11 protein-coding genes are annotated in these 13202 nt (G+C 64.2%); 6 read left to right on the top strand and 5 right to left on the bottom strand.

What is annotated here, in order from left to right:
* Window positions 1–69 precede the first annotated feature (69 nt).
* A complete protein-coding gene (locus tag EN851_RS30630; RefSeq protein ID WP_348630739.1) occupies window positions 70–834 on the bottom strand; it encodes a helix-turn-helix transcriptional regulator in 765 nt (254 codons plus the stop codon).
* A gap of 388 nt (window positions 835–1222) precedes the next feature.
* Here EN851_RS30630 and EN851_RS30625 point away from each other — a divergent pair, with 388 nt between their 5' ends.
* Window positions 1223–2368 (top strand): helix-turn-helix transcriptional regulator, encoded by a 1146-nt coding sequence (locus EN851_RS30625; RefSeq protein ID WP_135930675.1) that lies wholly within the window; start codon window positions 1223–1225, stop codon window positions 2366–2368.
* A 41-nt stretch (window positions 2369–2409) separates the two neighbouring features.
* Here EN851_RS30625 and EN851_RS30620 read toward each other — a convergent pair whose 3' ends face one another.
* Window positions 2410–3339 carry a LysR family transcriptional regulator gene (locus tag EN851_RS30620; RefSeq protein WP_127870323.1) on the bottom strand — a complete coding sequence of 310 codons (930 nt, stop codon included), beginning with the start codon at window positions 3337–3339 and terminating at the stop codon, window positions 2410–2412.
* Between the two features lie 98 nt (window positions 3340–3437).
* Between EN851_RS30620 and EN851_RS30615 the strand changes: the two genes are divergently transcribed.
* Window positions 3438–4448 (top strand): NAD(P)-dependent alcohol dehydrogenase, encoded by a 1011-nt coding sequence (locus EN851_RS30615; protein WP_135866062.1) that lies wholly within the window; start codon window positions 3438–3440, stop codon window positions 4446–4448.
* A gap of 165 nt (window positions 4449–4613) precedes the next feature.
* On the opposite strand, the gene EN851_RS30610 is transcribed toward EN851_RS30615, so the two are convergent.
* Genes EN851_RS30610 through EN851_RS30600 form a run of 3 tightly spaced genes read right to left on the bottom strand, consistent with a single transcriptional unit; the run spans window position 4614 to window position 8373 of the window.
* Entirely contained in the window at window positions 4614–6923 is a 2310-nt protein-coding gene (locus EN851_RS30610; protein WP_135930674.1) for a xanthine dehydrogenase family protein molybdopterin-binding subunit, read from the bottom strand.
* A complete protein-coding gene (locus tag EN851_RS30605; RefSeq protein ID WP_127870326.1) occupies window positions 6920–7903 on the bottom strand; it encodes a xanthine dehydrogenase family protein subunit M in 984 nt (327 codons plus the stop codon). The genes EN851_RS30610 and EN851_RS30605 overlap by 4 nt, the downstream gene beginning before the upstream one ends.
* The gene (locus EN851_RS30600) at window positions 7900–8373 is read right to left on the bottom strand and encodes a (2Fe-2S)-binding protein (protein ID WP_127280642.1); all 474 of its coding nucleotides are present in this window, start codon (window positions 8371–8373) and stop codon (window positions 7900–7902) included. Before EN851_RS30600 ends, EN851_RS30605 begins: the two co-directional genes overlap by 4 nt.
* Window positions 8374–8622: 249 nt before the next feature.
* Here EN851_RS30600 and EN851_RS30595 point away from each other — a divergent pair, with 249 nt between their 5' ends.
* The 4 genes from EN851_RS30595 to EN851_RS30580 all read left to right on the top strand — a co-directional run bounded on the left by EN851_RS30595 (window position 8623) and on the right by EN851_RS30580 (window position 13201).
* A complete protein-coding gene (locus EN851_RS30595) occupies window positions 8623–9240 on the top strand; it encodes a TetR/AcrR family transcriptional regulator (RefSeq protein WP_135930673.1) in 618 nt (205 codons plus the stop codon).
* A gap of 621 nt (window positions 9241–9861) precedes the next feature.
* Window positions 9862–11058, top strand: coding sequence for an acyltransferase (locus EN851_RS30590; protein ID WP_127280758.1), 1197 nt, complete (start codon window positions 9862–9864; stop codon window positions 11056–11058).
* Window positions 11059–11060: 2 nt separating this feature from the next.
* Window positions 11061–12164, top strand: a complete 1104-nt coding sequence (locus EN851_RS30585) for a glycosyltransferase family 2 protein (RefSeq protein ID WP_135930672.1) — start codon at window positions 11061–11063, stop codon at window positions 12162–12164.
* An 8-nt stretch (window positions 12165–12172) separates the two neighbouring features.
* Complete coding sequence (locus tag EN851_RS30580; protein ID WP_135930671.1) at window positions 12173–13201, top strand: glycosyltransferase; 1029 nt, start codon at window positions 12173–12175, stop codon at window positions 13199–13201.
* Window position 13202 lies beyond the last annotated feature (1 nt).

The raw sequence follows: 13202 nt of genomic DNA, 5'->3' as shown, positions 1-13202 counted from the left end.
CGTCATCGGTCGCGCAGGCGCTGCGGATTCGGCCTCGCACGGGCTGATATCGGACCGAAAGGTGCAAACTTATCTGGCGCTTGTCGGCGTATAGCCGAAGCGGCGACGAAAGCAGCGGTTGAAGTACGATACGTCGCTGAATCCGCTTGTCAGGGCGATGTCACTGACCCGCATGTCGCTGTGTTTGTGCGAGAGCATCCTGTGGGCGCTCTGCAAACGCAGTTCGAGAACGCGTTCGGAGAAGCTCATTCCCGTCTCCTGAAGGAGGTCGTGGACGTAGCGCACCGACAGGCCGAGTTGTTGCGCCACACTTTGGGCGGAGATGCCGGGATCGATAAAATCCTCGGCGATCCTTGCCAGGACGGCCTCCAGCCTGGCAGCGCGCAGGCCTCGAAGCCCGGCCAGTTCGGCAGCCCGACCTTTCGCGCCGGTCGCCAGGCCGATCAGATCCACGATCGTGTCCGTCGCGTGCGTGATCAGATCCGCCGAGGCAAGCGGGCTGCCGCTTTCAAGAAGCAGGCAATAGCGTTTGAGAAGATCGAGGGCTTCGCTGTCGGCGCCGATCTTCAACCCCAGCCTGTCATCGATCTGCGGGAAGGCACGCAGGAGGATCGCGCGTGGGATCACCACATTCGTCCAGACATTGCTGTCGGCACCGGTCATTTTCAGAGCTTCCGATGCAGTGACGAGCACGGCCTCTCCCTGACCGACGGCATATTCGCGGCCGACCTGTACCCCTGACAACACGGTGGCGGCCTTGTTGATCAGCAACAGATAACCGTCATTGGCGATGTTGCTCGCTTTCCTTGTCGCCTGCTCGATGGTTCCGGACATCTGGCCGAGAACCACTGAACCGACAGCCGTGGCCTCGATGGACGCTTCGAAGGGCAGGTTTTCCGGACTGCCGTGTTCGACCGACAATATTTCCGCGACATGGATGTTTTGCCACAGGGAAAATCGTTCGCGTTCGTCAAGATGCGGTGACAACCGCGCCGATGAAAACACCGTCTTTCGAGACAATGGGGAACCTCGACAAGTATCCACGGCTTAAAAAATATCGAACGCGATGCTTTCCATTGCGACAATAACCGGCAACAGTGGCGGCCCGGCGTTCAGGCGATCAAGTTGAACCCATAGTCGAGAGCGGCCGCGACTGGCGTCATCCAAAAGTATGACGTCACAAATTCCTCCGAGGCGAGATCGGGGCGTGCCTGGAGGTGTGGTGGAAAGGCTGAGCAGCGAAGTCCTGAGTTCGATTATCGGCGATATCTATGATTGCGTCTTGAACCCGGAAGGCTGGGCCGGAGTCATGACCCGCATCACGAAAGCCGTCGACGCGGCCTACACCACCATCGCCCTTGCCGGCACCGCCCATAATAGCGGCCGCTTCGCGGCTCAATCGCCTTGGGATCCCGTGCAGATGCGGGTGCTAGAGGAGGACTATGACTTTGATGGAATTCCCGGACTGAAGGCAGCGGTGGTCGGCGATGTCGACCGGCCGGTTGCGACGCTGTCGCTCATGAGCGAAAGCGAACTCCAGCTGACGCCGTTTTTTCAGAACTGGGCCAAACCGCAGGGACTGCGCGAGGCTTGCATCACCAAATTCGTTCATACGCCGGACCGAATCGGGCTTTTGGGCTGCACCACGCGCGCCAGCAGGGGAGGTATTTCGATCGAAGAGCAGCATTTCCTGGCATTGCTCTCGCCGCATCTGCGCCGTGCTTCGCTGATCGGAGATCTGCTCGACCAGGGCCGCGTCACCACCCATCTTTATCGCCAGGCGCTCGATCATCTGGCTGTGCCTGTCGTGCTTACCCACGCCAACGGAGCAATCCTCCATGCGAATGCGGCCGCCGAACAGATGTTTTCGGTGCAGGGTCCCATTCTCTCCAGGAACGGCGTGCTCCAGGCACAGAATCCGGTGGTGGCCCGCGCCCTCCTGGACGCGATCGCCAGTGCGGCGAGCGCGGATGCTTCGCTTGGCGCGCGCGGCATAGGGCTGCCGGTTTCGGCCCAGGGCCAGCCGCCCGCCGTTGCCTATGTGTTGCCGCTGACTGAAGGAACGGCGCGCGCGGTTTTCCGGCCGGCATGCGCGGCAGTGTTCATATCGACGACGACATCGTCTTCTCCCCTCCCGGAGGCCGTTCTGACCACGCTGTTCGACCTCACACCCGCGGAGGCGCGGGTGCTGCTGCGGATCGGCAGCGGATTGTCAGCGTCCAAGAGCGCGTCGTCGCTCGGCATCGGTGAGAACACCTTGAAGACCCACCTCAATCGAATCTTCGCCAAAACCGGCACGAGACGCCAAGCCGACCTCGTCAAACTCGTGTCGGATATCGGCACGCCGCTGGCGGCTCACGGACCCTGAAGGCGGAGCGCGTAGTCTCTACCGCCAGCGGGTCAGAGGCTTTACCGCCGCCAGGGCGGCTCCGGCGCGAAGCGCTTGCCGATCCAGTCGGCGAAGGCGCGGGTCTTGGCGGCTTTTCCCTTGGCCGAGGGCGTGACGACATAGACCGCGCCTTCGTCCGCCAGCGTCCACTCCTCCAGAACGGATACCAGCCGGCCATCGGCGAGTTCGCGGCCGACCAGCCAGTCGGTGCTCATCATCAGGCCGATGCCTTGCACGGCGGCCTGGACCAGCACCTCGGCATCGTCGGTGACCAACGGCCCCGAAACCTCGACACGCGCACGCCGGCCCTCGCGGTCGGTCATCTCCCAGGCCGGAAAGGTCTGGAAGCCCGAGAACCCCAGGCAGGAATGGTCGAGCAGCGCTTGCGGTGTCTCCGGCCTGCCCCTGCGGGCGAGATAGGAGGGAGCGGCGCAGAGCAGCCGGCGCCGCGTCGCCACCTTGCGTGCCACCAGGCGTGAATCCTCCAGGCTGCCCAGCCGCACGGCGACATCGAAATTCTCGGCGACCAGATCGGTGAAGCGGTTGGAGAATTCAGCCTCGATGCGGACATCGGGAAATTCGGCAAGAAATTGAGGCAGCAGCGGCCCGATCCACATGCGCCCGAACGTGCCGGGCAGCGCCAGCCTGAGCAGGCCGCGCGGGCCGCCCCCGGCATGCGCGGACGCGACGGCCTCGGCCTCGTCGACGGATGCGAGGATGGCGCGCACACGCACCAGGAATTCGGCACCCGCTTCGGTCAGCGACACGCTGCGCGTCGTGCGCGAGAGCAGCCTCACCCCCAGCCGCGCCTCCAGCGACTGCAGGCGCCGCGACAGGATGGTCGCGTCGCGCCCGACACGGGCCGCCGCCCTGGTGAAGGAACGCGCCTCGGCGATGGCGGCGAAGGCAGCCATCTCGGCAAGGGCCGCGGGTTCGTGAGATTGCTGCATTATTCACAGTTCTCAATTGCAGAAAACAAGGATTATCCAGAGATAGCGCAGCAAATAGGTTCACTCAATCCATCAAATCGTTCCACCGGAGTGAAATCATGAAAGCCATCGAACTCAGCCAGCCCAGATTGGACGCCTTCCGCGCCGCCACCGTTGCAACTCCCGAACCGCAGCGCGGCGAGGTGCTGATCCGCCAGCGTGCGGCGAGCCTCAATTTCGTCGATGTGGCGGTGGCGAGCGGCAACTATCCCGGGCCGAGCTTCCCGCTCATCCCCGTCGCCGACGCCGCCGGCGAGATCGTCGCGCTGGGCGAGGGCGTTACGAGGCTCGCCATCGGCGATCGCGTCGTCGCGCATGCCAAGCCGCGCTGGATCGGCGGGCCGCCGCGGCCCTACGAGATGACGCAGATGCGCGGTGTTTCGCTGCCCGGATCGCTGGCGGAATATGTCGCGCTGCCGGCAAATTCGGTGGTGCCGGTCCCGGCGCATCTGTCCTTCGAGGCGGCCTCGACGCTGCCGATCGCCGGCACCACCGCCTGGAACGCCATTCGCGCCGCCAATGTCGGTCCGGGCTCGGTCGTCGTGCTGCTTGGCACTGGCGGCGTCTCGATCTTCACCCTGCAGCTGGCGAAAGCCGCCGGCGCCACCGTCATCATCACCTCGTCGTCGGACGAAAAGCTGGAGCGGGCAAAGGCGCTCGGCGCCGATCATCTCATCAACTACCGCGCGACATCAGACTGGGACGGCAAGGTGCTGGAACTGACCGATGGCCGCGGCGCCGATCTTGTCGTCGAGACCGGCGGCACCGCCACCTTCGCCCGCGCCGTCAACGCCACCGCGCCCGGCGGCACGCTGTTCACTATCGGCTTCGTCACCGGCGCCGAAGCCACGATCAACCTGCTGCCGATCATCATCAAGGCGCTGAAGGTGACCGGCAACAACACCGGATCGGTGTCCGATCTTTTCGACGCCGCCAGGGCCATCGGCGCGGCCCGGATCGAGCCGGTGGTCGACAAGGTGTTTTCACCTGATCAAGCGACCGAAGCCTACGCCCACATGGCCGCCGGCGGCCTGCATTTCGGCAAGCTGGCGTTCGCATTGGAATGGTAGGGAAAGTGATCTCCCCCCTCGAGGGGGAGATGGCCGGCAGGCCAGAGGGGGTCGGTTCGACTGGGCGCGACTTTCTTGCGACGATCGGAGGTTAGCGCTTCACGCGAGACGACCCCCTCTGTCGCCTTCGGCGACATCTCCCCCTCGAGGGGGGAGATTACGCGCTCAGATCAGCTTCTCCAGCGTGATCGGCAGATCCCTGATCCGCTTTCCCGTCGCGTGGAACACCGCATTGGCGATGGCCGGCGCCATGCCGACGATCGCCAGTTCGCCGACGCCCTTGCCGCCGAGTACCGAGGAATGCAGGTCGGGGATGCCGACCGAGATCACCTCAATGTCGGGGATGTCGGCATTGGTGGGGACGAGATAGTCGGCGAGGTTGTTGTTGACGATGCGGCCGTGGCGGCGGTCGACGATGCCTTCTTCGAGCAGCGCCTGGCCGATGCCCATGATGATGCCGCCCTTCCATTGGCTTTCGGCCAGCTTCGGATTGTAGAGCCGGCCCGAATCCAGCGCCGAAACCACCCGCGACACGCACACCGTGCCGAAATCCTCGTCGACGCGCACCTCGACGAAATGCGCGCACCAGGAGTGGCGGGAATAGTCGCCCTCGGTGTGCGGCAGCGCCATGGCGATGGTGGTGTAGTTCTTGTAGCGGTCTTCCGCCGTCGAATTGGCCGGCATGGTGTCGCCGGTCGCTTCGATGCGGTGGCGGCCGACGCTTTTGAGCAGCTCGGCGATCGAGACATCGGGGCCATCGCCGCGTGGCGCGGTGATGCGGCCATTGGCGACGACCAAAGTGTTGGCCTGCAGCGCGTGGAAGGGCGAGCGTGGATCGCCGATCGCCAGACCGATCAGCTGGTCGAGCGCCGAAGTCGCCGCCTTGTAGACCGCGCCGGTCATCACGCCGGCCAGCCGCGAACCGCCGGAGACGCCGGCACGGGCAAAGCGGGAGTCCCCCAGTTTCACCACGACGTCGTCAGCGGACACGCCGACCGTCTCGGCGGCAGTCTGCGCCAGGATGGTGTAGGTGCCCTGGCCCATGTCGATCGAGGAGCTTTCGACCTCGACCGAGCCGTCGGCCAGGATGCGCACCACCGCCTCGCCATAGGCGCGCCGCACCGGATAGGTGCCGGCGGCCACGCCCCAGCCGATCAGATGGTTGCCGTCGCGCATCGAGCGTGGCTCGGGCGTGCGCCTGGCCCAGCCGAAGCGTTCGGCGCCTGCCGCAAAAGCCTCGCGCAACTGCCTGGTCGACCAGGCTTTTTTGGCATGCGGATCCTGCTCGGCGTAGTTGCGCAGCCGGATTTCCAGCGGATCGATGCCGACCTCGTAGGCGAGTTCGTCGATGGCGCTTTCGATGCCGAAGGCCGACGGGTTTTCGCCCGGCGCGCGCATGGCGCCCGGCACCACCGAATTCACCCTTACGACATTCTGCCTGGAGGAGAAGTTCGGCGTCGCGTACATGATCGAGGTGACCGAGCCCAGCGGCTCGACCCACATGCCGTCGATCGACGTTTCGTTGACGCCGCGATGCACGATCGACTGGATCAGGCCGTCATGGTCAGCGCCGATCGTCACCGTCTGGCGGGTCGCGGCGCGGCCACCATAGCCGGTGAAGGTCTGTGCCCGCGTCATCACCAGCCGCACCGGCCGGCCAAGCATTTTGGCGGCACTTGCGGCAATCGCGCCATGGCTGAGCGCCAGCGCCTTGGAACCGAAGCCGCCGCCGACATAGGGCGACACCAGCCGGACATTCTCGAACGGCACGGCGAACCATTCGGCATAGGTGCGCGCCATGCCGTCCAGCCACTGGCTCGGCTCCCACACGGTGAGGTGGTCGCCTTCCCAGCGGGCGATCAGGCCATGCGGCTCCATCGGCGCCTGGTATTCACGTGGTGTGTTGTAGGCGGCGCAGATCCGCACCGGGGCCGAGGCGAAGGCGGCCTGGGCGTCGCCCCATTCCTTGGTCATGGCATCGACGGGGATGCCGTCGCCGGCCTTGCCGTCGCTGAGGTCGACGATGGAAGGCGCCTCGTCGTAGCTGACCTTGACCATCGCCGCGGCGGCCACGGCCTGCTCGAAGGTCTCGGCGACGACGGCCGCGACATGCTGGCCCGAGAAGGTGATGTCGCGCGCCAGCGGACAATAGGGCCTGTCGGGCGGCGGGGTGCCGAACCAGTCCGAAGCGGTTTTCAGGCTGATGATGGTGTCTGGCGTCAGCGCCTTGAGCACGCCCGGTGCCGCCTCGGCCGCCTTGCTGTCGATGGCGCGCACCTTGCCGGATGCGATGGTGCTTTCGACCAGCACAGCATAGGCGAGCCCTTCGAGCTGCTGCTCGACGGCGTATTTGGCCGCACCCGTGATCTTGGCCGGGCCGTCGACGCGCGACAGCCGGCCGCCGACCGCGTCGGCGCCGCCGTCGGATGCATCGCCTCGTTTCGATTCACCAACTCTGATGTCGTGAACGGTCATGCCGTTTCTCCCATCTTGAGGATAGCCCGTGCGACGACGCGCGGCGCGAGCTCGATCTTGTAGTGGTTGGCGCCATGGTCGACAGCGCCTTCGACGGCGAGCAGGCTGGCGGCGCGAACAGCTTCCGGCTCCAGCATCTTGCCTTTCAAGGCGTCTTCCACGGCGCGCGCCCGCCAGGGTTTGGTGGCGACGCCACCGAGCGCTACGCGCAGGTCGCGGATGGTGCGTCCGTCAGCTTCCAGTTCGAGGCCGACGGCTGCACTGGCGGCGGCGAACTCGTAGGACTGCCGGTCGCGGACCTTCAGATAGGTCGAACGCCGGACGGCCGCGGAGGAGGGGATTTCGATGGCGGTGATCATCTCGCCCGGCTCGATCGCGTGTTCCTTGTCCGGCGTCGTGCCGGGCAGCAGGAAAAAGTCATCGACGAGGATGCGCCGATCGCCGAGATGAACTGTTGCATCGAAAGCGACAAGCGCCGTGGCGAGATCGCCGGGATACATGGCGATGCAGGCCTCGCTGGTGCCAAGCACGGCATGGCCCCTGGTGACACCGCCGATCGCCGAACAGCCACTGCCTGGTTCGCGCTTGTTGCAGGCGGCAAAATTCGAGGGATCGCGGAAATAGGGGCAGCGCGTGCGCTGCATGAGATTGCCGCCAATGGTCGCCATGTTGCGGATCTGCGCCGAAGCCGCTTGCCACAGCGCCTCCGAGATGGCGGGGAAGCGGCCCTTGATGTCCGCGTGGTCGGCGACATGGCTCATCGTCGCGAGCGCGCCGATGATGGCGCCGCGCTCGTCGATCTCGATCCGGTCCAGCCCGTCGAGATGGGTGATGTCGACCAGCGTGTCTGGTTCGGCGACGCCGCATTTGGCGAGGTCGATCAGCGTCGTGCCGCCGGCGAGCAGCATGGCGCCGGGGAGCGCGGCCGCCTGGCGGGCGGCGTCGGCCGAGGTGGCGCGAAGATAGGAAAAATCCCTCATGACGCGGCCTCCAACGCTGCCTGGCGCACGGCGGCGACGATGTGCGGATAAGCGCCGCAGCGGCAGAGATTGCCGGCCATGTATTCTCGGATTTCCTCGTCCGATCCGGCATGGCCCTCGCGGATGCAGGCCACCGCCGACATGATCTGGCCTGATGTGCAATAGCCGCACTGGAAGGCGTCCTGTTCGAGGAAGGCAGCCTGCACGGGATGCAGTTCGCCCTCCCGTGCAAGCCCCTCTATGGTGGTGATGGTGCGGCCCTCGGCCTGGGCTGCCAGCATCAGGCAGGCCAGCACGCGCTCGCCGTCGACATGGACGGTGCAGGCACCGCACTGGCCGTGGTCGCAGCCCTTCTTGGTGCCGGTCAGGCCGAGCCTGTCACGCAAGGCATCGAGCAGCGTGACACGCGGTTCGAGCTGCAACTCGTGATGCCGGCCGTTGATATCGAGATGGACGGGGATTTTCGTCATGGGCGTCTGGCTCCAGTTGCTTGACGCTGAGGGAATGAATTGGCGCTTTGGAAGGGAAGGGCAAGGTCAGGCGACAGCCAATCCACCGCGGGTGAGGAAGCTGACAGCTTGCGGCTTCGAAAGACGTGACATACCGGGCTCCCTGATTATATGATAAAGGTGCTCCACTAAAACGGAGGCGCCTCCGTTTATTTACGTGGGGGCTGGCCAGGCATGGTTCAAGCCCCCATATCCCTGGTGGAGAAAAAATTGGCTTTTGAGCCCGTCACAACCGTCGACCAAAAACCCGCCGCCGCCGACAAGCCGTTGCGCGCGGATGCGCAACGCAACCGCGACCGGCTGGTCGAGATGGCGGCTTCGGTCTTCGCCGAGCGCGGCATCGACGCCTCGCTGGAGGAGATCGCCCGGCGCGCCGGCGTCGGCATCGGCACGCTCTACCGCCATTTCCCTACGCGCGAGCATCTGGTCGAGGTGGTCTATCGCCGCGAGGTGGAGGGGTTGTGCGCAGCGGCTGGCGAGCTTGCGGCAAAACATCCCTCGGATGTCGCGCTGGAAGAATGGATGCGCCGCTTCGTCGACTATATCGCCACCAAGCGCGGCCTGGCGACCAGCCTGCGCATCCTTCTCACCACCAATTCGACGCTGTTTTCCGACACGTCGGGACGAGTGTCGCAGGCGCTGCGGCAATTGGTCGAGGCGGCGGTCGCCGACGGCACGATCCGCGGCGACGTCGATGCCTCCGACGTGCTGCATGCGCTCGGCGGCATCTACTCGGCACCCGACACCCCTGAATGGCGCGACCGCTCGCGCCGGCTGGTCAAGCTGTTGATGGATGGCTTGCGGTTCGGGGCTGTAAAGGCGGGATGAAGAGGCGCCTGGACTGCACCAGACGCGCCAGTCCCGGCTTCGATTCTGAGCGGTGATCGGCTATGCTGCGCCGCAAAAGACCAATTATTTCGTATAATTCTCGGTCTAATTTTGCTATAATGGCATATTGAAAATATAATTTTCGATGTTTTGTAGAAAAATCTGGATGTTTTTCCCGAGATGCAACCGGTAATATGTGTGTCTTTACCCGAACAACCTCATGCACTTCGCACGATTAACGGCCTCTTTGGCGTTAGCGGCAAAATCAGGGCGGTTTTTAGTCGGTTTTTAGCCCTCGCTTCACAAAACTATTTCAGCACGGTAAATCTTTTGTGTTGCGCCGCACCATTGCGCGGAAGCACTCATTGGCCAACTGGAAACGCGCGGCGAGGGTTCCGTCAAGTTGACCAACTTGAGCTTTCCGCTGGCAGATATGCGATATCGGACCCGTCCCGGGCGGGCCCGTGGAGCGTGGATTTTGCATTGTCGGCGCTTTGGCGAACATAAGCGCCGGCAAGGATGCGGGTCGTCCGTTGCGAACCCCTTTGACTCTCGAAGCCGGGAATTCGTGGGGATGCCCCGGCAGCCTCATCAGAGATGTTCCGCCGGGGGAAGCGGCTGATGGGAAACTCTCGCGATACCCAGCTGGACGGATTGAGGGCCATCGCCGTCACATTGGTGCTGTATTCCCATTTCTTCGCGGCGGGAGGCTCTTCTTTCTGGGGCCACATCGGCGTGCGGCTGTTCTTCGTGCTGAGCGGCTTTCTCATCACGCGCCTTCTCCTGGAAGCGCGTTCGGCGGCTGAATTTGAGGCCGCGCCCGCGCTGAGATCCTTCTACATCAGGCGGGCACTGCGAATATTCCCGCCCTATTTTGCCGTGCTGGGCGTCGTCTGGATGGTTGACCTGGAGCATTCCAGGGGATCGCTGATCTGGCATGCGCTTTACCTGTCGAATTTCTGGTACGCGCTGCGCAATGACTGGTCGCCCTGGCTGCTTTGCCATTTCTGGAGCCTGAGCATCGAGGAGCAGTTCTATATCGCCTGGCCGCTGGTCGTCTTGCTGGCGCCACGCCGCCGCCTCGAGGCGATCTGCATCGGCGTCATCGTGCTGTCATTGTCGTATCGCTTTTACTGGCCGATCACTGGAACCCCCGCGCTGGCGCGCGATCTGCTTCCACCGGCTTCCATGGACGCGCTCGCCTCGGGTGCGTGGCTTGCCGTCTACCGAACCAGGGCCACCGTCTTGCCACAGTGGTTACGGCTTGGCTGGCCGGCGCTCGCGGTCGCGTTTTTCGCCCTGCAGTGGTTTGCTCCGGCGCCGCCGGACACTGTCCAGGAATGGGGCCGCTGGCTGCTGTCGCAAATCCTTCCGCTCGGGCCTCTCGTGATGATCGTCGCGAGTTGTTCTCGAGGCCATCGGGGGTACCGGGGCTGGCTTCTCGAACTGCCGCCGCTCACCGCCCTTGGCCGCGTCAGCTATGGCGTCTATCTGTACCACCCCATACTCCTGTCGTTGGCCGTCAAGTCCCAGCCGTGGATCCCCGTCAACGTCTCGGAGCAGGGGGCGGGTCGGTTCCTGGTTGCTGGAACGGCCACCCTTATCCTGGCGTCGGTATCGTGGCTGGTTTTCGAAAAGCCGCTCAACAGCTTCAAGCGCTACTTTCCCTATGTCGCGCCAGGAGCTGGCACGCGCATCCGGGCCCGCGCCGATACGACCGACGCCGGATGGCCCAGAGGCGCGGCAGGGGCTTATCCCGGTGGATTGCTCGATGGCCGCGAGGCGGCAGGCGATCTTCAACGAACGGATCGGAGCTGACCATGGCCGCTCCCTTGGTATCCGTTCTGCTGCCGGTCTACAACGCGGGACCCTATCTCAGCACCGCGCTCGGCAGCATCCTGCGGCAGGACCACGATCGCCTGGAGGTCATTGCGATCGACGACGGCTCGACGGACAACTCCCTGCAAATCCTGCAGCGGCACCGGCAGGCCGACAATCGGATCTCCATCATCTCCCGCGAAAACCGGGGCCTCATCGCAACCCTCAACGAGGGTTTGGCTGTCGCTCGGGGCGACCTTATCGCCAGGATGGACGCGGACGATATCGCCTATCCGTCACGCCTGTCGCGCCAGGTGGCGCTGTTCGACCGGCAGCCCGATCTCGCTCTGTGTGGCGCCGGCTTCGATACCTTGCTTCGCAACCGCGTCGCCAAGGGTACACCCGATCCGGTCTTCCGGTTCGGCCAGCTCCGTATATTGTCGATGTTCTTCACGATATTCATGCATTCCACGGTTGTATACAACCGGAAAGTCATAAAAGAGGACGTTCTATTCTACGATCCGAAATACAAACACGCCGAGGATTTCGACCTCTTCAGGCGGCTCGCCGATCGTTATCCGGCGGCGATGATCCCCGAAAACCTGATCGTCTACCGTATCCATGACGGGAGCGTAACGAGCAGGCACAGGAAGGAGATGCGCCGGACACATCTGACGATCGTGGCCGAGAACCTCGAGCGGGAAGGCCTGGCACAGGACACGCGCGATCTGCGCGACATCGGCGAGGCCGTTTCGACCGACACGGTTCGCCGGGCCGCCGCGTTCATTCTTGCACTCGAGGCGAGGATCTCCGCGCTGCCGACGGAAACGCGGCCGAGTTTTGCGGCCGGCGCGCTGAACCTGTTCTATTTCCTCTACCAACTCATAGGCGACGAAATGCAACCTCCGCTGACGCACGAATTCCTGACGCGGACCGCAAAATGGGATTTCATTCGACGCCGCGAAAAGTACGCGTTGCGTCCCGCCGCCTACGCGCCATGGTTCAGTCTTGTCTCGATGTCGGCCGGCCGCCAGGCGGACGCCGTGGCGCGGTACCTGAAATCCACGCCTGCCGCTGCGGTCCTGGCGTCCCATCAGTTGAGCTAGCCGCAGGGATGATCGTCAAAGCCCGCCCACCCACGCAGCGCGATCGCCGGACGGAGCTCGTTCCCGTCGATCCCCGGCCCGAGCGGTCGCCGCCGGCGGTCAGCTTCATCATATGCACGCGCAACCGTGTCGCCGTGCTCGAGGCTTGCATCAGGTCGGTCCAAAGCGCGTGCCGCGCCCATGCCGGCTTCGCGGCCGAACTCGTGGTCGTCGACAATGGTTCGGTCGACCGCACGGCGGAGCGCCTGGCCGGCATCGCCGAAATATCCGATATCCCGTTCACAGCCGTGCGCGAGCCGCGCCCCGGATTGGCCGCCGCCCGCAACGCCGGTGTGGCGCGCGCGCGCGGCCGCGTCCTGGTCTTCGTCGATGATGATTGCGAGATCGATGGCGATTACCTCCGCGATCTGGAACGACACTATGCTTCCGGCGAACAATGGCTCATCCGTGGCGGCTGCGTCGAACTCGGCGATCCCAGGGATTTGCCGTTCACGATCAAGCGCTCGCGGGTGCGCGAGCGGCTCACCCCCGATGTTCATCCGGGCGGCTTCGTGCTTGGCTGCAACATGGTGATGCACCGCGATGTCGCGGCCCGTATCGGTCATTTCGACGAACGGTTCGGCGCCGGCGGCCCGCTGCGGTCAGCGGAAGACACGGATTACCTTGTTCGAGCGATGCTGCTCGGCATCCCGGTCGAATATGTGCCCGATATGACAGTTTTCCATTATCATGGCCGGCGAGACCGCAAATCGATCGAAAAGCTCCACCGCGACTACAGCTTCGGCAATGGCGCCCTTTGCCTGAAACATGTCCGCCATGCGCCCTGGCTGCTTCGCCATTTCTATTGGGCCACGAGAGGGGCTTTGCGGGAGTTGGCGGGTGGTCCGCGGTTCGACCGCGAACTCCAGCTGTCGCATTGGCCGATCGTCGTCATGAATCTGACCGGCGCGGCCAGATTTGCGGTTCTTTTGCTGGCGAGATGGCCGCAAGAAGTGCAAGTGCCGCAGGATCGGCAGGCAGATGCCCAGGCGAGGTGAC

It is taken from the genome of Mesorhizobium sp. M8A.F.Ca.ET.208.01.1.1 (assembly GCF_004791315.1).
Classification (GTDB): Bacteria; Pseudomonadota; Alphaproteobacteria; order Rhizobiales; family Rhizobiaceae; genus Mesorhizobium.
The sequence above is the reverse complement of the archived record's forward strand: the minus strand, read 5'-3'. Positions and strand labels throughout refer to the sequence as shown.

Bases quoted from the DNA above. Each gene is read 5' to 3' on its own strand.
- EN851_RS30590 (WP_127280758.1), top strand. From the start codon at position 9,862: ATGGGAAACTCTCGCGATACCCAGCTGGACGGATTGAGGGCCATCGCC.
- EN851_RS30585 (WP_135930672.1), top strand. From the start codon at position 11,061: ATGGCCGCTCCCTTGGTATCCGTTCTGCTGCCGGTCTACAACGCGGGA.
- EN851_RS30615 (WP_135866062.1), top strand. From the start codon at position 3,438: ATGAAAGCCATCGAACTCAGCCAGCCCAGATTGGACGCCTTCCGCGCC.
- EN851_RS30580 (WP_135930671.1), top strand. From the start codon at position 12,173: ATGATCGTCAAAGCCCGCCCACCCACGCAGCGCGATCGCCGGACGGAG.
- EN851_RS30630 (WP_348630739.1), bottom strand. From the start codon at position 834: ATGTCCGGAACCATCGAGCAGGCGACAAGGAAAGCGAGCAACATCGCC.
- EN851_RS30605 (WP_127870326.1), bottom strand. From the start codon at position 7,903: ATGAGGGATTTTTCCTATCTTCGCGCCACCTCGGCCGACGCCGCCCGC.
- EN851_RS30620 (WP_127870323.1), bottom strand. From the start codon at position 3,339: ATGCAGCAATCTCACGAACCCGCGGCCCTTGCCGAGATGGCTGCCTTC.
- EN851_RS30600 (WP_127280642.1), bottom strand. From the start codon at position 8,373: ATGACGAAAATCCCCGTCCATCTCGATATCAACGGCCGGCATCACGAG.
- EN851_RS30610 (WP_135930674.1), bottom strand. From the start codon at position 6,923: ATGACCGTTCACGACATCAGAGTTGGTGAATCGAAACGAGGCGATGCA.